A 17,843-nucleotide genomic window follows, 5' to 3' on the forward strand; every position below is an offset into this window, starting at 1 on the left:
ATTTATGAGAACACAGAACAATTCAGCTGGTGACCTGAAATGCCTGCATCAGCGAGCTCGAATACGACACGAAACGATTGGCCGCCACCGACAATTTGCGGCCGACGCGCGTGACCAGGTGCACTTCGGCGACCGCCAGCACGTCGTCCTCGAGAGGAATTGCGAACAGTTCGCCCGCCGCCAGCTCGGTCGATACGGCAAAGCGCGGCAGCAGCGTCACGCCTAGTTCGGATCTGACGAAATGCTTGAGCACGTTGATGGAGTTGGTGGTCAGCGTCGGATTGAGCTTGATCTTGGCGGCGTATTCGGCCAGCGCCAGCAATTGCCGGGTGCCGTAGGACGTATGCATCAATCCGACCGGATATTCGCTGAGCTCCTGCAAGGTGCAGGACTTGCTGTTGCGCAGCGGCGAGTTGGCGCTGACGACCGCCATCATCGGCTGCCGCTGCACCGAGCGTGAGACGATCTTGGGGTCGGCGGGCGGGTTGTAGACCAGGCCGATTTCGGCGATGTCTTCGGCCACCATGCGCAACACATCGTTGGTGCCGGCAAGATCAAGCGAGACTGAAATCTGTGGATGGCGTTCGCAGAAATAGGCCATCGGCCGGCTCATGAAATCGCTCACGAAACCTTCGCCGATGACGATGCTGACATGTCCGCGCTTGAGTCCGCGCAGGCCTTGCAGTTTGGACAACAGATCGGCCTGGTGGGCGCCTTGTTCGCGGTAGTAATCGATCAGCAACTGGCCCGCTTCGGTGGGCACCACGCCGCGGCGGTGCCGCTCCATGACGGGAATGGCGATTTCCTGCTCGAGCAATGTGATCTGGCGGCTCACCGCCGACGGTGCGATATCGAGCTTGTCGGCCGCCGCGCGCACGCTGCCGCACTGGACCGCTTCAAAGAAATAGACGAGCCGCTGCTCGCTGAGTTTTTTCATCGCCCTTCCCTGCCTGTTCTGTTTTGAGTTGCCTCAATTAGAACAGAATCAGGGAAATGATCTTAATCCGCCACGAAAAACTCAAGCCGCCGCCCCGCTCAGCGCCGCCCGGACGAGGTCGTCGATCTCGGTGGTGATGTTCGACAGCACGCCCGCAACGACCGAAAATTCCTTGCCCGCCTGCCCCGCGCGCGCGGCCACGATGCGCGCATTGAAGGACACCATCTTGGCCTGCTTGGCGATGGTTTCGATGTCGGTCATGATGCCGCGCAGCTGCTTTTTCATCAGCACGGCGTGGCGCTTCGATTGTTCTTCATAGACGCTGGTGATCTGGTTCAGCACGCTCAGCAGCGGCGTGGTGATGCGCACCAGTTCCTCCAGCAGCGCCGGCGCATCGCGCAGTCGATCCTCGATGGCGTTGAGCGTGCGCTCGGCCAGGTTGATGAAGTAGACGATCTGCGCGTCGCCGGCCAGCTTGCCGAAATAGGCTTCGCGCACTTCTTCGCAAAAAATCCCCGGCACGGTGTCGGAACCCTTGACCAGCGCCGTGTGCGCGCCGCGGAACAAGGCCAGCGCCTCGCGCGCCGTCTTCGCCGCACCGTCGTGGCCTTGCGACGCCAGCACCGCATACAGCACCAATCGCTGCGAGGTGAAACGCCGGCGCCCGGACAAGTTGATCAATGCGCCGAACACTTCACCTGACAACGGCTTGATATCGCTGCCGTTGCTGCCGTTGCTGCCGTTGCCGCTGTCGGTCTCGTCGTTCTGCACCAGCCTGATTTGTGCGGACGCCATCATGGCATTCCTTTCATGTGAGCCCTGGAGATATTCTTATGCAGCTTCTTTGGCCGGATGCGCCTGCTTGCGATACAGGAATTCCAGCACCGCCGTGCGGTATTCGGAATACTGCGCGTCCTGCGCCAGCGCCACGCGTTCGCGCGGACGCGCCAGCTTTACCTCGAGAATTTCGCCGATGGTAGCGGCGGGACCGTTGGTCATCATGACGATGCGATCCGACAGCAGCACCGCTTCGTCGACGTCATGCGTGACCATGACGACGGTCGACTCGGTCTTGGCGACGATCTTCAGCAGCTCATCCTGCAGGTGCGCGCGGGTCAGTGCATCGAGTGCGCCGAACGGCTCGTCCATCAGCAGGACCTTGGGTTCCATCGCCAGCGCGCGGGCGATGCCGACACGCTGCTTCATGCCGCCGGAGATTTCATTGGGACGCTTGGTCTCGGCCGCCGTCAATCCCACCAGCGCCAGCGCGGCGCGTGTGCGGTCGCGCAGCTGGGTACGATTTTCGGTGGCGCCGAAGACGCGCTCGACGCCCAGAAAAATATTCTCGTAGCAGGTCAGCCACGGCAGCAGCGAGTGGTTCTGGAACACCACCGAGCGCTCCGGCGACGGTCCGGCGATTTCGCGGTTGGCGCACAGAAGGAGGCCGTCGCTCGGCTTGAGCAGGCCGGCGATCAGGTTCAGCAGCGTCGACTTGCCGCAGCCGGAGTGGCCGATCAACGTGATGAACTCGCCCTTCTGCACGGTCAGGTTGATGTCGCGCAGCGCATGGAAGCTGCCCTTCTTGGTGTGGAACACCATCTCGACGCCATTGATGTCGATAAACTTGTTATGCATGTCCATCAGAATCCCCTGTTGCTTTGTTAAGCGTTAGTCATTGCATTGCGTTGCATTGAAACCGTACCTGCTCAACTGCTGACTTCTTCATACGTGAAAGCCTTGGCCAGCGCCACCAGCAGCTGCTCGAGGATCAGGCCCACCACGCCGATCACCACGATCGCGATGATGATGTGCGGCACGTTCAGGTTGTTCCATTCATCCCAGACCCAGAAGCCGATGCCGACGCCGCCGGTCAGCATTTCCGCCGCGACGATCACCAGCCAGGCGGTGCCGATGGCAAGACGCACGCCGGTCAGCATGTACGGCAGCACCGACGGGAACAGGATCTTGGTGAGAATCTTCCATTCCGACAGATTCAACACGCGCGCCACGTTCATGTAATCCTGCGGCACACGCTGCACGCCGACGGCGGTGTTGATGATCATCGGCCAGATCGAGCAGATGAAGATCGACCAGATCGCCGCCGGATTGGCCGACTTGAACACGAGCAGGCCGATCGGCAACCAGGCCAGCGGCGACACCGGTTTCAGCAAGCTGATGATGGGACCGAACATGCCTGACAAAAAACGCACGCGACCGATCAGGAAGCCCAGCGGAATGCCCACCACTGCCGCCAGGCCGAAGCCGATCGCCACGCGCTGCAGCGACGCCAGTACGTTCCAGCCGATGCCCTGGTCGTTCGGACCGGTGCGGTAGAACGGATCGGAGAACAGCTTGATGGCCTCCTGCAAGGTCACCAGCGGCGTCGGGAAATTACCGGTCTTGGCGGCGACGATCTGCCACACCAGCACCAGGAAAGCGAGGCCGGTCAACGGCGGCAACACCTTCATGAACCAGCCTGCAAACGGCAGGTTTCTCTTCGCGGCTTTCACTTTCTTCACCGCCGGAGCGGGAGCAGCAACGGAAGCTGCCGCCGCAGCGGTGGTTGTCGGCGAGGCCGGTGCGGGCTTGTCGTTCATCATCGTTTCCATGACTGCGCTCATATCGATTCCTTCACTTGATCACTTGATGCTGCTGCAAGATGTCTTGCAATCCGTCGGCCTGCATCGGCCTGACGACGCAAACGCTCAGGCCTTGACCTTGAACGAAGCGGCGTAGGCTTTCGGATTCTTGCCGTCCCATACGGTGCCGTCCATCAGCTTCGATGTACGCATCACGTCCTTCGGAATGCTGGTCTTGGTCATGGTCGCGGCGTCCTTGTACAAATCAATCTGGTTGACCGACTTGGCCACGGCCAGGTAATCCGGATCGTCCTTGAGCAGGCCCCAGCGGCGATGCTGCGTCATGAACCACATGCCGTCCGACAGGTACGGGAAGTTGACCGCGCCGTCGTTGTAGAACTTCATGTAGTTCGGGTCGTCCCAGGTCTTGCCGAGACCGTTCTGGTAGCGCCCCATGATGCGTTGATCGATGACGTCCTTGCTGGTGTTGACGTAGGACTTGTCGGCGATCACTTCGGCCATCTTGTTCTTGTTGGCCAGCGAGGCGTCGATCCATTTTCCGGCCTCGAGGATCGCCGCCATCATGGCGCGGCAGGTGTTCGGATATTTCTTGGCGAAGTCGAGCGTGGTGCCGAGGACTTTTTCCGGATGGTCTTTCCAGATGTCCTGCGTGGTGGTGGCGGTGATGCCGACACCGTCGACGATCGCGCGGTGGCCCCAGGGCTCGCCAACGCAGAAACCATCCATGTTGCCGACTCGCATGTTGGCCACCATCTGCGGCGGCGGTACGGTAATGACCTTGGCGTCCTTCATCGGATTGATGCCGTTGGCGGCCAGCCAGTAGTACAGCCACATCGCGTGGGTGCCGGTCGGGAAAGTCTGCGCAAAGGTGTATTCGCGCTTGTCGGTTTGCATCAGCTTGGCCAGCGACGGACCGTCGACGCCCCCTTTGTCGGCGATCTTCTTCGACAGCGTGATGGCCTGGCCATTGTTGTTCAGGTTCATGAGCACGGCCATGTCTTTCTTTTGCCCGCCGATGCCCATCTGCACGCCATAGATGAGGCCGTAGAGCACGTGCGCCGCGTCCAGCTCGCCGTTGGTCAGCTTGTCGCGCACGCCGGCCCAGGAGGCTTCCTTGCTGAGCACGATCTTGATGCCGTATTTCTTGTCGAGACCGAGCACCGAGGCCATCACGACGGAAGCGCAATCGGTCAGCGGAATGAAACCGATCTTCACTTCTTCCTTCTCCGGTTTATCGGAGCCGGCCGCCCAGGCTCCTCCCGTGGCTAGTCCCAACATGCTCGCTCCCGTTGCAAGTCCTGCAGTCTGAATCAATTGACGACGCTTGAAATCCACTTCGTTCACAGCTTCCACGGCCTTGCTCGCTTGCTCTTTGAATTCCATCGCATTCCCCATTTGTTCGGCGGCAAAAAAAAAGGCGTCCCTTCGGCATGCACTGAGTCATGTCGAAAGACGCCTTTGTCTTGGATGGATCCGACCGCCATTGGCCGGATCGTTCATTGCGCAAACCTTGCGCTAATGCAGACGATTCAGCAAAGAGCGTGCCAAGCAGCTTATAAAACACTTAAAAGCCGCGCCGCTCATGGGCAAAGCGACAATCCGGCGTAACAGGTTTGAAAGGAAAGCGAGGGGAGTTTGCAAGCGTGGAGGCGCACCGCCTTTGTGCTGCGCACCAATTTGGCGGTGCATGCACGCCGCCGCATGCGGGAAAAGTGTCAGCCGAGCAAGTCTTCGACGTCCAGCAGGCGCTGGGCGATTTCCGAGAGCTTGAGGTTCTTGTTCATGGCCATGCTGCGCAGCTTTTGATAGGCTTCGTCCTCCGACAGCTTGTGGCGGGACATCAGCAGGCCCTTTGCGCGCTCGATCACTTTGCGTTCGGCCAGCTTGTGCTTGGTGTCGGACAATTCGGTCAGCAGCTTCTGCTCCTGGCGGAAGCGCGCCAGCGCCACGTCGAGCACCGGCTTGATGCGTTCAGCTTGCAATCCGGCCACGATGTAGGCAGTGACGCCGGCTTCCATGGCGGCTTCCATGGTGCTGGTGTTGTCGTCTTCGGTGAACATGACGATGGGGCGGCGCTCGTCGCGCGTGGCGATGACGATGTGCTCGAGCACGTCGCGCGCATCAGACTCGGCGTCGATGATGATCATGTCGGGCTGAAGCTGGGCGATGCGCTCGGGCAGGTACAGGTCGGCCGGCAGCGAGGCGATGATGTTGTAGCCGGCCTCCAGCAAGCCGATGCGCAAGGCTTTGCCACGCTCGGCCTGCTCCTGCAGGTCGGTGTCGGTCTCATCATCGGCATGGTCGATGATGGTGTTGACGACGACAATGCGTAGATTGCGCATGTGAGGTTCCAATGTTCGCCTGGACATCGTAAATCGATTCTGAACGCGTTACGGGTCTGGGTGGCTGTGGCACATCCCATACCGGATTGCACCGGCTTCATGTTGCCACACCTCCACGCTGCATGCCCGCCCGAATATCCCCGGATGCAGCGGGCGAATAGTAACCCATTTGGAAATGCCGCACACTTTCCATCATCTTGTGATGCATTCTTTTCGCGTTCTGCCTGCTGCACCGTCAGCATCATGCAAGCAAAAATCAAACCAGAAAAACGTGACGCGGTCGCATCGCCATGCCGTATTCCCTACTGCGCAACTCGCCTTTTCCTACAGGAAATTGAGGAAGACGCCTATCTACCGTAAGCAAGGCGGTTGTTAACATCCATTGCGTCAACTGCCTTCGCACAGTGGACACTATTTTTGATTCGGCTTTCCGCCAGGAGGAGATTACCCATGTCACGTCGCATTCGTTGCCTGCCGGCCGTCGGCAAGTCCGTGCAATTCGTTACTTATTTTGCCGCCGGCAGCGCACTTGCGCTGACCTCTGCCAGCGCGCTGGCTGATCCTTCGCCCGCGCTGGATCGTTTCAGCTTGTCGGCAGGCGCCTACTATGTTGACCCGACTTTCCGGGTCAATGCCAACTCCCAATACGGCTCGTATCAGTCCGGCGACATTGACCGCGATCGCACCGCCCTGCCGCGCGTGCGCGCAGAGTTGCTGCTGTTCGACAGCCAGGGCTTGTCGTTCGACTATTTCACGTACAAAAAGAATTACGGCGGCGCCATCAACCGCACCATTCCTGTCGGCACCGGCTCAACCCTCAACGCCAACGGCGACGCCAACATCCAGGTCGACATGGCGTCGCTGGCCTACAAGTGGTGGATCGGACAAGGCAATGACGTCTTCGGCATCGGACTCGGCGCCGGCTACTATCGCGCCAAGATTGACGTCAATGCATCCGCCACACTGAACGGCGCCGCCGGCACCTTCAGCGACAGCTACTCCGAAAAGACCTGGGCGCCCCTGCTGGAACTCGGTTGGAAACATGCCTTCAGTAAAGACTTCCGCATTTATGCAGAAGCCTCCGGCGTCAAGAAAAACTGGGGCAAGGTCACCGGCCACATTTATGGCGCAGCACTCGGCGCCGAGTGGTATCCGCTGGCCAACCTCGGTATCGGCGCCGACTACGGCATTACCCGCATCAAGATCAACCGCGACGGCGGCGGCGCCATCAACGACGCCAATCTGGATATTCGTCTTAAAGGGCCTTCGGCTTACGTGAAGGTCCGTTTCTAACATGGACGCCATGCGGAATTCCGCATGGCGACGATGAACGCTGCAACCCTGCAGTAACAACAAGGAGAACAACATGACACTCGGCACCATACTTCTGATCGTTCTTATTCTGATCCTGATCGGCGCCCTGCCGACCTGGCCGCATAGCCGTTCATGGGGTTATGGCCCCAGCGGGATTGCCGGCACGATCGTCATCATCCTGCTGATCCTGGTGTTGCTCGGACGACTATAGACCGGGGGTTTTCCCTGCCACGCAGGGCAAACAGGATATGATGGACGGCGTTGCATCTTGATGGTGCAGCGCCGTTCATCATTTTTACCGGAGGAGTCTGCAACGATGAGAAAAAATCGCCGACCACATCTGCTTCTGCTGCCGTTCCTGCTGGCTGCCGGCCTTGCCGCGCACGCGCCGTCGTTTGCCGCCGAAGAAGACGTTTCCCAGGAAGATCCCGCACGCTGGTACCAAGGCGACGACACCGCCCAGCTGCATTACAAGACGCTGGTGAAAGAAGCCCGCGCCGCCGGTGCGCAGGCACTGCAGGAGTGCAAGCCGCTCAAGGGCGCCGAAGCCAAGGCTTGCCGCAAGGATGCACGCGCCCACATGAACAGCGACCTGGCGCGCGCCAAACGCATCCTGAAAGCGCGCAGCGCAGCAGAATGAGCATGACGCAGTCAAGATGAGCCCATACTGCTCACGGATGCAAAAAGGGGACCCGCAGGTCCCCTTTTTCATTGCAAGGCAGTTTGTCCGCGCTTACTTGCCGACCTGATTACCGATCACGCCGCCGACTGCTGCGCCGCCGACAGTACCGATGGCGCTACCGCCGGTCAGCACTGCGCCGCCGACTGCTCCGACGCCGGCGCCGACAGCCGTATCGCGATCCCGGGCCGACATGCCGCTGCAACCGCTCAGGATTGTCAGGGCACAGACAGTGATCGAAGTCACTGCGATTTTATGTGTTATTTTCATGATGACACCTCTTCAAAAAATGGTTGTTGCTGCGGGATGCAGCAGTCGATTCTCGTGGACTCAAATGATGAGCCGGTAATTTTTAGACCACGTTCAACGTGCGAGTTTCATGTCGATGGACTACGCAAACATTCGCTTACACTTTTCGCGTCCTTGGCATCGCAGGTCTGTTTTTTCAAACCGGGATGCTCATACACGATGACCGCATTGCGGATCGATTGGGGATGCTTGCGCTGAACCATGTCGAGATAGAGGAATTTTTTCTTGTCCGCACCGGATACGGCTTTGGACCTGGCAGTGTTTGCCTTCGAATGCGCCAGTGCCTGCGGGGCATCGGCGCCGCTCGTTGTTCCATTGACGGCGAAGGCTGGGGAACACACCATTGCACCGGACAATACGAGCAAAGCCACTGTAGTTATTTTTTTCATAATCCCTCCCTCGACAAGTCGTACGCTTCACGACGCGGGAATGTTTAAGTGAATGCACCAGCGATACCGGGTCATCATGACAAAATAGGATTGCGCTCAACAGCCGTGCTTCTCCGATTCTGCCGTAAGACGATTCCTACAGATCGCCTTGGCCAAGACATGAAAATGGGAGCTGGAAGCTCCCATTTCATTAAGCGGCTTAACGGTCCTTCAGCGCTTCCTTGGCGTCGCCATAGCTCTTTTGAACAGTGCCGTCAATTTGCTTTGCAGCGCCCTTGACTTGCTGTTCCTTGCTATCAACCATTTCGCCGGCTTTTTGCTGGACCTTGCCTGCTACTTCTTTTGCCTTGCCTTGAACTTGATCTTTATTCATGATGGCTCCTGAAAGTGAAGGGACCAGTTACTGTCATCTGAAACAGTCAACTGCACACATCTCCTTGAGTGGAAACGCGATGATTCATCTTAACCAGCAGTGCTTTTTCGAACCATAAGACAGCCCCGCTTTGCAGCGTAGGACAATGCGAAAAAAAAGCGTCAGGGAGAGGAATTGCCGAAGACTGGCCTGCAGCGTACGTGCAGGCCGGGAGTTCAGACGTCGGCGGCAGGCGCCAGCGGAAGACGTATGGAAATGATGGAGCCGTTGCCTGGCGTGGAGCGGATCACGGCATTACCGCCGAAGAAAGTGGCGCGTTCGCGCAAGCCGCGCAAACCATAAGTCTTGTTGTTGTCCTGGCGCTCTTGCGGAATGCCGACACCGTTGTCGCGCACCGTCAGCGAGACCTGCTCTTCATCGACATCCAGGATCACGTCAACCTGGCTGGCCTTGGCATGTTTGGTGACGTTGTTGAGCATCTCCTGCAGCATGCGATAGATGGCGATTTCCATCTCGTGTCCAATGGTCACGTCTTCATCCGGCAGGCTGGCCTTGCAGGTCATGCCGGTGCGCTCGGCAAGTTCATCGAGCTGCTCGGTGATGGCCGCCTTGAGTCCGAACAGGTCCAGCATGTTCGGACGCAACTCGGTCTGGATGCGCCGCGTCGTGCTCACCAGCGAACTCATCAGTCCCTGCATGCGCGGTTTGCGTTCCTGCCACTTCTCGTCTTCCGGCAAAATCTTGTAGACACTCTCCAGATGCATGCTCAGCGCCGTCAGCGAGGCGCCCATGTTGTCATGCAGCTCGCGTGCGATGGCGCGCTTCTCTTCTTCGCGTACGGTTTCCAGGTGGTTGGTCAGCTCGCGCAGCAAGGCGGTACGCTCGACCACGGCTTTCTCCAGCTGCGCTTCGCGCTCGCGCAGAGAGTCTTCGGCACGCTTGCGTTCGGAAATATCGGTACTGATGCCGATCACGCCAAGAACGTTGCCCGCCTTGTCGAACCAGGGCACCCGCGTGGATTGGTAGGTGAAGATGCCATGCTGCAGATGCAAGGTTTGCTCGATCGTCTCCGGCAAGCCATGCGCCATGACGCGCTTGTCGTCTTCATCGATGCGATCGGCTTCTTCCCGCTCTGAGAACAGCTCGCGGCTGGAGCGATACATCGCCTCTTCCCAGGTCTTCCCGACCTGCTGCAACAACGCAGGATTGGCGAACACCAGCAACCCCTGGCGATTCTTGACGAAGATCGGTTCGCGGGTACTGTCGCTCACCGCGGTCAGCAAGGAATTGGCTTCGGCCAACTTGGCCGCACTCTGCATGCGCGCGCCATATTCGCGATCAAGCTTGCCGGCGAAGCGCCAGAACACGAACACCACCAGTGCGCCGTCGATCAGGGTCAGGAACGGCAACATCAGCTGATCGGAATACATCCCGCGCTCGGCCCCCTTGGCCACCAGCAGATTAAGCAACAGGATCAGGAACAGCATCGACGGCAACAGACGGCGCAACATGTTGCCGCCCGGCGCGTGGCCGATGATGATGGACATCAGGCGATGCGAAGGCCGCGCCATCAGCAGCGCAGCACCGAGCAGCAGGAAGCCCAGCGCGGTCAGTAAGGGAATGCCGGTCGAATAACGCAGGAAAGTCAGTTTGCTGATGCCATACAGGTAGCCGACCAGCGGGATCGCGCTCAGGCCGATCAGAATGAAAGCCAGGTATTCAGCCGGATAGTGACCGCCACGGATGCGCAGGTCCTGCAGCAGCAGGATCAGTGCCGTCAGCAGGAAACAACCTGCGGCGAGTGGATGAATCTCCGCGCCAAATGCGCTCCCCGCCAAAGTCAGGACCGGCAACGCTGCATGCAATAACTTCACGCCCAACAGATTCTGCAGCAGGAAGCCGCCGCTGAGCAGTAACAGCAGCACCGCAACCACGCGGGCTGATACGGCGAGCTTGCGACTGGTCTTGCCGACGTTGAGACATTGCAGGTAGAGAGCAGCGCCTGAAAGAATGAAACCGGCCGCCGAGCTGCCCTGCACCGCGATGAGGTCGGCCAGGATCCGGCGATAACCATCGTCGGCGTAGCAACTGATGAGCACCACCACGCCGAATAGCGCAATGATCATCGCCAGGCTCATGGCAGCGCTGATGATACTGGCGAAGTTGGCCTGGGTGGCGACGTAATGTTCGAGCGAAGAGCTTTCGCCGATATCGTTTCTGACTGGCGTCATGTGCATGTGCTGAAGCCCCTGATTTTTTCGTTGGCCGCGCAGCGAGGCGCGGCGGCATGCATAGACATTATATTGGGTTGCAACACCGCGGCATGGTGATGCGAGCGTTGGGACGACGTCCCGGCGACGGAAACCTAGGCTGGTGCGAAACCGTGCGACGAATTGCTTTTCCCCGCAGCCCCGCGCCCGCTGATGCGTTCGATCAGGCTGCGCAGCTTGGTGAATTCCGACGACTTGTCAAAGAAGAATTGCACCCCGTACTGCACGCCGACGCGGCGGTAGGTTGAACTGACGTGGTTGCTGAAGATGATCTTGAGTTCGTCATGGCGACGTTTTCCGGTGCGCGCCAGCGATTGCAGCAAGTGCATGCCGTTGCCCTGCTTGAGCTGGATGTCGAGAATGAGCACGTCATAGTTCTCGTTTTCCAGGCGGGCCATGGCATCCTGCTCGGTCTCGGAGTAGCCGGCCAGCACCACGCCAGGAATCTCGGCGAGACTTTCAATGATGAGATCCCGCACATCCGCCGAATCTTCAACCAGGAAGATTTTGAGCGGCGCATCCGCTGAATGACCCTTCCTTGTCGCTAGTTCTTGCAGCACATCTTCCATGATAACTATCCAAAACGACTAACAATCAACAATCAATGCGGCGCATTGCCGCTCGTCTCCCGCCTTCGTCATGTCCGTCGCGATCGGCGATCCAGCCGTCAGTCGATCAGGTTGTTCTTGATTGCGTAGTAAATGATGTCGGCGTTGTTTGCCATGTTCATCTTTTGCAGAACGCGGGAGCGATACGTGCTCACGGTCTTCACGCTCAGGCACAGCTCATCGGCGATTTGCGTCACACCCTGGCCCTGGCCCAGCTTGTAAAAAATCTCGTATTCGCGCTGAGACAAGGTCTCGTGCAGCGGTTTTTCCGAGTCCACCGGATCGGTGGTCAACAATTCGGCCACGCCGTAGCTGATGTACTTGTGACCGCGCAAGATCGTGTTGATGGCGCTGACCAAGTCGGTCGCGAGCGCTTCCTTCTGCACGTAGCCGCTGGCGCCACTGCGCAATACCTGCACCGCATAGCGGCTTTCGGGATGCATGCTCAGCATCAGAACCGGCAGGTTGGGCTTTTCACGCTTGATCTGTTTCAGCACTTCGACGCCGCTCTTGTCGGGCATCGCAATGTCGAGCAGGACAATGTCCCACTCCTGGGTGCGCACCAGGCGGATTGCTTCTTCCGCGGTGCTGGCTTCGCCACCCACTTCCATGTTCGGTATATCCGCAATAAAGTGCTGAACACCGGCGCGCACAACTGCGTGATCATCGACTACCAATATTTTTGTCATAGTTTTTACCAGCATCGAAGCAATGCTGCATATCTCTCATTGATCAGGCAAATGCGGTCAAACTGCCTAGGTGCAGCCTGCCCATCATTTGTTCAGAGTTATCCGGGGATCCGGACGTCTTCCGCGGCTAACTATACCTCAACGATTGCAAATTTCGTACCATTTGGATGCATCTCAGGGTGGCGACCGCTTTCGCGGCAGCCACCCTGACCGAACTGCGACTTACTTCAGGCGCAGATCGTTCTTGACCGAAGTCACACCCTTGACGCCGCGAGCCAGTTCAGTTGCACGGCTAGCTGCCGTTGCCGAACTGACAAAACCGCTCAGTTGGACCACGCCCTTGTAGGTTTCGACGTTGATTTCGGTCGACTTCAGGTTCGGCTCGTTGACGATGGCGGCCTTCACCTTGGTGGTGATGACGGCGTCATCGACGTACTCGCCGGTGCCTTCCTTGTTCGGGCCGGAAGCGCAACCGACCAGCGACACCATCATCAGTGCGAGGAAAAAGCCTGTAATACGTTTAGTCAAAGATAAAGTCATGATGAATCTCCTGTTGGTAATTTCAATTCGTGTTGCCTGCGATTTTTTATGGAGAAGCATCGCTACCTCTCCATGACCTTACTACTGTACTGGTTTACTCAATTGCATCTGGGCATATCCTGGAGATATGACCCGGATTACTTGGCGTACTTCACCTTTGCGTCGGCTTGGCACTTGTCCTTGGTGGCGCCGCTCATGGCGTCGCACTTTTCCTTGGCGGCATCATACTCGGCGTCATTGCTGGTTTTCTTTGCATCCTTGCGGGCATCAGTGGTCTTGCGCTTGGCCTTGGCGTCGGCTACTGCCGTTTCATGAGCAGCCTTGGCTTCCTTTTGGCAGACGTCCTGCTCATTGCCCTTGAGCGGCTTGCACTTGGCCTTGGCGGTCTTGTAGTCCGCATCGGCGGAAGCCACGTCAGCCTTGTATTGCGATTTGACGGCATCTGCTGCGCTGGCCAGGCCATGGGCGCCCAATGCGGCGGAAGTCAGGATACAAGCGGCGATGATTTTTTTCATGAGTAAGCTCCTCTGGTTTTTTAACAAATTGATTTTTTTGCGCCGGCGTGCGGCAAGCAAGTGACTTGAGATTCCGGTAAGGATCAGTGACGCAAATCCTTGTTGCGATCTTCGAATTCCTTGATCTGCTTTTCGGTTTCGTCCTTGTTGATGCCGTAGACTTCCTGGATGCGGCCGGCCAGCTGTTCGCGCTTGCCGTTGATGGTGTCGAGCTGGTCGTCGGTGAGCTTGCCCCATTGTTCTTTGGCCTTGCCCTTGAACTGTTTCCAGTTGCCTTCGATGATGTCCCAATTCATGTTTTTCTCCTTTGCGGTGATGGCACGAATGCCGTGAGAACAGTGCGCGCCCGGCTCAAAGGCCGGACAAGCGCAGTCAATCGAGCAGATCGCTCATGTCGTCGGCGTGTTCTTCTTCCTTCGCCATGATGGAGATGAGCAAATGCTTGGTAGTTGGATCGTCGTCGCCGATGCGTTCGATCATCTGGCGATACGTCTCGATCGCGATGCGCTCAGCGATCAGGTTGGCGCGGATCATCGACTTGATGTCGCTGGAATCGTCGTAGTCGGCATGACTGCGCTCGGACAGCTGGCTCGGATTGAAGTCCGGCTTGCCGTTCAATTGCACGATGCGCTCGGCGATCTGGTTGGCGTGGTCTTCTTCCTCGGCGGCATGCTCCAGGAACTCAGCCTTGATCGGCTCGTTTTCCAGGCCGGTCGCAGTGAAATAGTGACGCTTGTAGCGCAACACGCAAACCAGCTCGGTTGCCAGCGCGTCGTTGAGCATCGCCACAACCTCTTCGCGATTGCCCTTGTAACCTTCGGTGACGGCGCCGTCGCCGATCTTCTGAGCGGCTTCGCGCACCTTCTCGCGGTCGATTTGGAACGGCTTGCCTGAAATATGGCTGACCGTCGATGGTTTGCTAGACATGGTGATGTTCCTTTATCCGATTGGCTGAATGGCTACGAATGTACTGTGAGCAGGCTTGCCGCTCAGTGCTCGCCGGTGCGCGACACGCACAGACCGAACAACAGGCCGACGCCGGCGGAAATCGCAATGGCGCGCCACGGATTCGATTGCACGTAGTCGTCGGTGGTGGAGGCGATCTCCTTGCCGGTCTGGACCACGTAGGATTGGATGCCTTGCGCCTTGATGAAGGCGCGATCCAGGATTTCCTCGCCCTTGGCGCGCAGGTCTTCGGCTTTCTTGCCGGTGGTCGCTGCGGCTTCGGTGAACAGCTCCTGTGCTTCCTGCAACAGGACCTGGACATCGCTACGGACGGTTCGCAATTTTTCTTCGCGCATTTCTTGCCTCTCTTTCGTGTTGGTTGGCAGCTTCAGTAGCGGGCGACATCTTGCACATCTTCTTGATGCCGACGCTCAATACATGAAGTACTGAAGGATGAGCAGCATCAGCAGAGGCATGCCCAGTAACCAGCAAATCACCAGTTTTTCTTTTTCCATGGTTGCACCCGTTTCGATGATTCTTGTGTTGAAACGAACCGCTTGTCTCTTCCTTGCTATTCCCTCGACTGCATTCGGTTACTGCTGCATTTCTTTGTTTCCTGCTTGCTGCCTGTGCCGCTAAGTCGGTAACTGAACGATACTGGCAGTGACGCTGATCAGCGATAGGACGGCGGCTCATTACCTTGTAGGACAAGCCCGCAATCGGCTGTCATCAAGGCGTTGCGTCCTGCGACAGTTCGTCCTTGACGGGCATGGCCGGAGTCAGGACATTGCCGCCCTCACCTTCCCAGCGATGGAGGGCCTTGCGTTGCAGTCGTGCATCGCGGGTCGAGATACGGTTGGCGCAAACATTCAGGACTGCAATGACGGCGGCGCCGGTCAGACCCAGCGTGAAGAGAAGATTTCGCTTGTTCAGCATAGGGGCTCCCTGTTTCATTAATCCTGCAGCGAAGCTCAGGCGGACAAATGCTGCTTGAGCGAACGCTTGATCAGCTGACGCGCTTCACCCATCGTGCGTTGCACCTTGCCGGCTTGCTGCAGCTGCGCGGCGTGACGAAGATGCGCCTGATCGTGCACCAGGCCCGCCAGGTTTTCTTCCAGGCGACCTACGGCGATTTTCATGTTGCCAAGCAATTGATCCTTGTTCATGACGCGCTCCTCGCGGTTGGATGGGTGAAGCAATGGAGCAGATCGTAGCAATGCCCCTTGGCAAGAGGTATAGGACGCCCGCCCATTGTCTTGTAGGACAAGATGAGAAGCCACGCCAGCAAAGGGATTGCGACGATTGAGGAGGAATAATTACCGGCTTTTCCCCTTCCTCTCCTACAACAGATTGGGCCTGCGTCTGATGGCGGCTGCCCGTGGCGCCAACTACGATGCAGACATTGGATAGCGGCGCTGCGCCGTTGGCTGATAGATGACAGATTTGCACCATCCGGTTTTGCTGAAGTGTGAAGTGAAGACCGACGTGCACATCCTTCGGGTCGCCTGACCTCACTCTTGAAAAAGGAGCAAGCCATGGGTAAATATTTTCTCGCCTGGATACTTGGCGTCCCCGCATTCGTACTGGTGCTGATTTACTTTTTCGTGCACTGAATTTCATACATGTTCATGCATTGATGCACCGGCAGAATCCACAGAAAAACAATATTTCTTTTCCACTCTTCGACTGAAAGGCACATCATGAAAAACGACCGATTGATTGACACCCTGAACGACCTTATCCAGATCTCCAAGGATGGCGAAGAAGGTTTCCGCACCTGCGCCGAAGATGCTTCGGAGCGCCAGGCCTATTACAAGACCCAGTTTCTGGAACGCTCGCAGTCCTGCGGCCAGACTGTGCTGGAATTGCAAAACCTGGTGCGCGCGCTGGGTGGCGATCCGGCCACACACAGCAGCGTGAGCGGCACCCTGCATCGTCAATGGGTCAACATCAAGAGCGCCATCATGGGCAAGGATGATGAAGCCATCCTGAACGAGTGCGAGCGCGGTGAAGACGCTGCCGTCAACGCGTATCGCAAGGCATTGTCCGAAGACCTGCCGAGCGACGTTCGTCTGATTGTGGAACGCCAGTATCAGGGCGTGCTGGCCAACCATGATCGCGTGAAGGCATTGCGCGATCAGGTACGCGCCAAGAAGGCGGCATAAGCGTCTCCTTCACGACGCCATAAAAAAAGCGGCCTGCGGGCCGCTTTTTCGTGGGTGAATTGAACGCTTATTGAACGCTTATTTCTTGTGCTGCTTCAGTTGCAGCGCAAGGTCGTGCAGCGCTGTCAACAGAGTCTTGATGAATTCACGCGTCGGCTCATGCGTGAGCTTGCCGTCAGCGAAACGATCGCCGGCGCCGCCGATCATGACTTCCGGCTTGTTCAGGAATTTAAGGTCCAGGAACACGCCGATCTGACGCAGGTGGTATTGCGCACGTGCGGTGCCAACGGCGCCTGGACTGGCGCCCATGATCGCAGCCGCCTTGCCGGCGAACGGTTGTTCCGGCGGACGCGAAGCCCAGTCAATGGCATTTTTCAGCAACCCGGGGATGGAATAATTGTATTCCGGCGTGGAGAACAGAATCGCATCGGCCTCGGCAATCTGCTTGCGGAAACGCTCCACCGAAGGCGGCCATCCCTTGGCGCGCACGTCGTCGTTGTACAACGGGATGTCGGAAATATCGGCCTGAATCAGGCGCACGCCGGGCGGCAGCAACTCTGCTGCGGCATGTAGCGCGGCGGTGTTGTACGAACCCGCGCGCAGGCTGCCGGAAATGCCGAGGATGGTGATTGGGGTATCGCTCATGTCTGTGCCTTTTTATGAAAATGGAAAGAAGAGGAAAACGTAAAACCACCAACCCATGCTACACCACGCACACGGTTTTTTTGTCCTACGCTTCGCCCAGATACGCCGCCTTGACGCGCGGATCATTCAGCATTTCCTTGGCGTTGCCGCTCATGGTGATCAGCCCCGACTCCATCACATAACCGCGGTGCGCCGCCTCCAGCGCCAGCTTGGCGTTCTGCTCCACCAGCAGGATCGTGATGCCCTGCGCCGACACGTTGCGAATCACCTCGAAGATCTTCTCCACCATGATCGGCGACAGGCCCATTGACGGCTCATCCAGCAACAAGAGTTTCGGATGGCTCATCAGTGCGCGCGCCATGGCCAGCATCTGCTGCTCGCCGCCCGACAGCGTGCCGGCCATCTGGCTGGCGCGCTCCTTCAGGCGCGGAAACACCGTGAACCAGTGCTCGATGTCCTGCGCGATCTGCTGCTTGTCGTCGCTGGTGTAGGCGCCCATCAAGAGGTTCTCGTGGATGCTCAT

25 protein-coding genes are annotated in these 17,843 nt (G+C 58.1%); 4 read left to right on the forward strand and 21 right to left on the reverse strand.

What is annotated here, in order from left to right; genetic code table 11:
* Positions 1–22: 22 nt before the first annotated feature.
* From ACIROW_RS07770 to ACIROW_RS07795, 6 genes are all read right to left on the reverse strand, one after another.
* A complete protein-coding gene (locus tag ACIROW_RS07770) occupies positions 23–937 on the reverse strand; it encodes a LysR family transcriptional regulator (protein WP_402273748.1) in 915 nt (304 codons plus the stop codon).
* An 81-nt stretch (positions 938–1,018) separates the two neighbouring features.
* Entirely contained in the window at positions 1,019–1,735 is a 717-nt protein-coding gene (locus ACIROW_RS07775) for a methyl-accepting chemotaxis protein (RefSeq protein ID WP_402273751.1), read from the reverse strand.
* Between the two features lie 33 nt (positions 1,736–1,768).
* A complete protein-coding gene (locus tag ACIROW_RS07780) occupies positions 1,769–2,578 on the reverse strand; it encodes an ABC transporter ATP-binding protein (protein WP_402273753.1) in 810 nt (269 codons plus the stop codon).
* Between the two features lie 65 nt (positions 2,579–2,643).
* On the reverse strand, positions 2,644–3,558 hold the full coding sequence (ntrB, locus tag ACIROW_RS07785) for a nitrate ABC transporter permease (RefSeq protein ID WP_402273755.1): 915 nt from the start codon (positions 3,556–3,558) through the stop codon (positions 2,644–2,646).
* Positions 3,559–3,642: 84 nt separating this feature from the next.
* Positions 3,643–4,815 (reverse strand): CmpA/NrtA family ABC transporter substrate-binding protein, encoded by a 1,173-nt coding sequence (locus ACIROW_RS07790; RefSeq protein ID WP_402273757.1) that lies wholly within the window; start codon positions 4,813–4,815, stop codon positions 3,643–3,645.
* A 437-nt stretch (positions 4,816–5,252) separates the two neighbouring features.
* A complete protein-coding gene (locus tag ACIROW_RS07795; RefSeq protein WP_116433814.1) occupies positions 5,253–5,879 on the reverse strand; it encodes an ANTAR domain-containing response regulator in 627 nt (208 codons plus the stop codon).
* Between the two features lie 450 nt (positions 5,880–6,329).
* Here ACIROW_RS07795 and ACIROW_RS07800 point away from each other — a divergent pair, with 450 nt between their 5' ends.
* The 3 genes from ACIROW_RS07800 to ACIROW_RS07810 all read left to right on the forward strand — a co-directional run bounded on the left by ACIROW_RS07800 (position 6,330) and on the right by ACIROW_RS07810 (position 7,833).
* Entirely contained in the window at positions 6,330–7,172 is an 843-nt protein-coding gene (locus tag ACIROW_RS07800) for an autotransporter outer membrane beta-barrel domain-containing protein (RefSeq protein ID WP_402273759.1), read from the forward strand.
* 73 nt (positions 7,173–7,245) lie between these two features.
* Positions 7,246–7,404 (forward strand): DUF3309 family protein, encoded by a 159-nt coding sequence (locus ACIROW_RS07805; RefSeq protein ID WP_083458346.1) that lies wholly within the window; start codon positions 7,246–7,248, stop codon positions 7,402–7,404.
* A gap of 105 nt (positions 7,405–7,509) precedes the next feature.
* Positions 7,510–7,833: a hypothetical protein gene (locus ACIROW_RS07810; protein ID WP_402273761.1), complete on the forward strand. Its 324-nt coding sequence runs from the start codon at positions 7,510–7,512 to the stop codon at positions 7,831–7,833.
* 93 nt (positions 7,834–7,926) lie between these two features.
* On the opposite strand, the gene ACIROW_RS07815 is transcribed toward ACIROW_RS07810, so the two are convergent.
* The 13 genes from ACIROW_RS07815 to ACIROW_RS07875 form a co-directional block, all read right to left on the reverse strand.
* The gene (locus ACIROW_RS07815; RefSeq protein WP_116433817.1) at positions 7,927–8,142 is read right to left on the reverse strand and encodes a glycine zipper 2TM domain-containing protein; all 216 of its coding nucleotides are present in this window, start codon (positions 8,140–8,142) and stop codon (positions 7,927–7,929) included.
* 107 nt (positions 8,143–8,249) lie between these two features.
* Positions 8,250–8,570 carry a hypothetical protein gene (locus ACIROW_RS07820; protein WP_402273763.1) on the reverse strand — a complete coding sequence of 107 codons (321 nt, stop codon included), beginning with the start codon at positions 8,568–8,570 and terminating at the stop codon, positions 8,250–8,252.
* 199 nt (positions 8,571–8,769) lie between these two features.
* Positions 8,770–8,943 (reverse strand): CsbD family protein, encoded by a 174-nt coding sequence (locus ACIROW_RS07825; RefSeq protein ID WP_402273766.1) that lies wholly within the window; start codon positions 8,941–8,943, stop codon positions 8,770–8,772.
* A 215-nt stretch (positions 8,944–9,158) separates the two neighbouring features.
* On the reverse strand, positions 9,159–11,180 hold the full coding sequence (locus ACIROW_RS07830; RefSeq protein WP_402273768.1) for a PAS domain-containing protein: 2,022 nt from the start codon (positions 11,178–11,180) through the stop codon (positions 9,159–9,161).
* A gap of 128 nt (positions 11,181–11,308) precedes the next feature.
* Positions 11,309–11,782 carry a response regulator gene (locus tag ACIROW_RS07835; RefSeq protein WP_402273771.1) on the reverse strand — a complete coding sequence of 158 codons (474 nt, stop codon included), beginning with the start codon at positions 11,780–11,782 and terminating at the stop codon, positions 11,309–11,311.
* Positions 11,783–11,880: 98 nt separating this feature from the next.
* Positions 11,881–12,510: a response regulator transcription factor gene (locus tag ACIROW_RS07840; protein WP_029363191.1), complete on the reverse strand. Its 630-nt coding sequence runs from the start codon at positions 12,508–12,510 to the stop codon at positions 11,881–11,883.
* Positions 12,511–12,732: 222 nt separating this feature from the next.
* A complete protein-coding gene (locus ACIROW_RS07845) occupies positions 12,733–13,050 on the reverse strand; it encodes a BON domain-containing protein (protein WP_116433822.1) in 318 nt (105 codons plus the stop codon).
* A gap of 137 nt (positions 13,051–13,187) precedes the next feature.
* Complete coding sequence (locus ACIROW_RS07850; RefSeq protein WP_402273775.1) at positions 13,188–13,565, reverse strand: cell envelope biogenesis protein TolA; 378 nt, start codon at positions 13,563–13,565, stop codon at positions 13,188–13,190.
* An 83-nt stretch (positions 13,566–13,648) separates the two neighbouring features.
* Positions 13,649–13,861 (reverse strand): CsbD family protein, encoded by a 213-nt coding sequence (locus ACIROW_RS07855; protein WP_402273777.1) that lies wholly within the window; start codon positions 13,859–13,861, stop codon positions 13,649–13,651.
* Positions 13,862–13,937: 76 nt separating this feature from the next.
* Positions 13,938–14,492, reverse strand: coding sequence for a ferritin-like domain-containing protein (locus ACIROW_RS07860; protein ID WP_402273780.1), 555 nt, complete (start codon positions 14,490–14,492; stop codon positions 13,938–13,940).
* Between the two features lie 62 nt (positions 14,493–14,554).
* Entirely contained in the window at positions 14,555–14,866 is a 312-nt protein-coding gene (locus ACIROW_RS07865) for a YqjD family protein (protein ID WP_402273783.1), read from the reverse strand.
* Between the two features lie 373 nt (positions 14,867–15,239).
* Complete coding sequence (locus ACIROW_RS07870) at positions 15,240–15,446, reverse strand: hypothetical protein (protein WP_402273785.1); 207 nt, start codon at positions 15,444–15,446, stop codon at positions 15,240–15,242.
* A 35-nt stretch (positions 15,447–15,481) separates the two neighbouring features.
* Positions 15,482–15,676, reverse strand: a complete 195-nt coding sequence (locus ACIROW_RS07875; RefSeq protein ID WP_402273787.1) for a hypothetical protein — start codon at positions 15,674–15,676, stop codon at positions 15,482–15,484.
* A gap of 534 nt (positions 15,677–16,210) precedes the next feature.
* Here ACIROW_RS07875 and ACIROW_RS07880 point away from each other — a divergent pair.
* A complete protein-coding gene (locus tag ACIROW_RS07880) occupies positions 16,211–16,675 on the forward strand; it encodes a PA2169 family four-helix-bundle protein (RefSeq protein ID WP_402273790.1) in 465 nt (154 codons plus the stop codon).
* 78 nt (positions 16,676–16,753) lie between these two features.
* Here ACIROW_RS07880 and ACIROW_RS07885 read toward each other — a convergent pair whose 3' ends face one another.
* The gene (locus ACIROW_RS07885) at positions 16,754–17,320 is read right to left on the reverse strand and encodes an NADPH-dependent FMN reductase (protein ID WP_402273792.1); all 567 of its coding nucleotides are present in this window, start codon (positions 17,318–17,320) and stop codon (positions 16,754–16,756) included.
* Positions 17,321–17,405: 85 nt separating this feature from the next.
* On the reverse strand, positions 17,406–17,843 hold a 438-nt coding region (locus ACIROW_RS07890), incomplete at its 5' end, for an ABC transporter ATP-binding protein (protein WP_402273794.1).

Source organism: Herbaspirillum sp. NPDC101397 (assembly GCF_044767325.1).
Lineage (GTDB): Bacteria > Pseudomonadota > Gammaproteobacteria > Burkholderiales > Burkholderiaceae_D > Herbaspirillum.

Excerpts from the sequence above, each read along its gene's own strand:
- ACIROW_RS07845 (WP_116433822.1), bottom strand. The coding sequence starts at position 13,050 with ATGACTTTATCTTTGACTAAACGTATTACAGGCTTTTTCCTCGCACTG.
- ACIROW_RS07800 (WP_402273759.1), top strand. The coding sequence starts at position 6,330 with ATGTCACGTCGCATTCGTTGCCTGCCGGCCGTCGGCAAGTCCGTGCAA.
- ACIROW_RS07830 (WP_402273768.1), bottom strand. The coding sequence starts at position 11,180 with ATGCACATGACGCCAGTCAGAAACGATATCGGCGAAAGCTCTTCGCTC.
- ACIROW_RS07855 (WP_402273777.1), bottom strand. The coding sequence starts at position 13,861 with ATGAATTGGGACATCATCGAAGGCAACTGGAAACAGTTCAAGGGCAAG.
- ACIROW_RS07770 (WP_402273748.1), bottom strand. The coding sequence starts at position 937 with ATGAAAAAACTCAGCGAGCAGCGGCTCGTCTATTTCTTTGAAGCGGTC.
- ACIROW_RS07780 (WP_402273753.1), bottom strand. The coding sequence starts at position 2,578 with ATGGACATGCATAACAAGTTTATCGACATCAATGGCGTCGAGATGGTG.
- ACIROW_RS07885 (WP_402273792.1), bottom strand. The coding sequence starts at position 17,320 with ATGAGCGATACCCCAATCACCATCCTCGGCATTTCCGGCAGCCTGCGC.
- ACIROW_RS07850 (WP_402273775.1), bottom strand. The coding sequence starts at position 13,565 with ATGAAAAAAATCATCGCCGCTTGTATCCTGACTTCCGCCGCATTGGGC.
- ACIROW_RS07875 (WP_402273787.1), bottom strand. The coding sequence starts at position 15,676 with ATGAACAAGGATCAATTGCTTGGCAACATGAAAATCGCCGTAGGTCGC.
- ACIROW_RS07790 (WP_402273757.1), bottom strand. The coding sequence starts at position 4,815 with ATGTTGGGACTAGCCACGGGAGGAGCCTGGGCGGCCGGCTCCGATAAA.
- ACIROW_RS07880 (WP_402273790.1), top strand. The coding sequence starts at position 16,211 with ATGAAAAACGACCGATTGATTGACACCCTGAACGACCTTATCCAGATC.
- ACIROW_RS07860 (WP_402273780.1), bottom strand. The coding sequence starts at position 14,492 with ATGTCTAGCAAACCATCGACGGTCAGCCATATTTCAGGCAAGCCGTTC.
- ACIROW_RS07805 (WP_083458346.1), top strand. The coding sequence starts at position 7,246 with ATGACACTCGGCACCATACTTCTGATCGTTCTTATTCTGATCCTGATC.
- ACIROW_RS07775 (WP_402273751.1), bottom strand. The coding sequence starts at position 1,735 with ATGATGGCGTCCGCACAAATCAGGCTGGTGCAGAACGACGAGACCGAC.
- ACIROW_RS07795 (WP_116433814.1), bottom strand. The coding sequence starts at position 5,879 with ATGCGCAATCTACGCATTGTCGTCGTCAACACCATCATCGACCATGCC.
- ACIROW_RS07820 (WP_402273763.1), bottom strand. The coding sequence starts at position 8,570 with ATGAAAAAAATAACTACAGTGGCTTTGCTCGTATTGTCCGGTGCAATG.
- ACIROW_RS07840 (WP_029363191.1), bottom strand. The coding sequence starts at position 12,510 with ATGACAAAAATATTGGTAGTCGATGATCACGCAGTTGTGCGCGCCGGT.
- ACIROW_RS07835 (WP_402273771.1), bottom strand. The coding sequence starts at position 11,782 with ATGGAAGATGTGCTGCAAGAACTAGCGACAAGGAAGGGTCATTCAGCG.
- ACIROW_RS07865 (WP_402273783.1), bottom strand. The coding sequence starts at position 14,866 with ATGCGCGAAGAAAAATTGCGAACCGTCCGTAGCGATGTCCAGGTCCTG.
- ACIROW_RS07825 (WP_402273766.1), bottom strand. The coding sequence starts at position 8,943 with ATGAATAAAGATCAAGTTCAAGGCAAGGCAAAAGAAGTAGCAGGCAAG.
- ACIROW_RS07815 (WP_116433817.1), bottom strand. The coding sequence starts at position 8,142 with ATGAAAATAACACATAAAATCGCAGTGACTTCGATCACTGTCTGTGCC.
- ntrB (WP_402273755.1), bottom strand. The coding sequence starts at position 3,558 with ATGAGCGCAGTCATGGAAACGATGATGAACGACAAGCCCGCACCGGCC.
- ACIROW_RS07870 (WP_402273785.1), bottom strand. The coding sequence starts at position 15,446 with ATGCTGAACAAGCGAAATCTTCTCTTCACGCTGGGTCTGACCGGCGCC.
- ACIROW_RS07810 (WP_402273761.1), top strand. The coding sequence starts at position 7,510 with ATGAGAAAAAATCGCCGACCACATCTGCTTCTGCTGCCGTTCCTGCTG.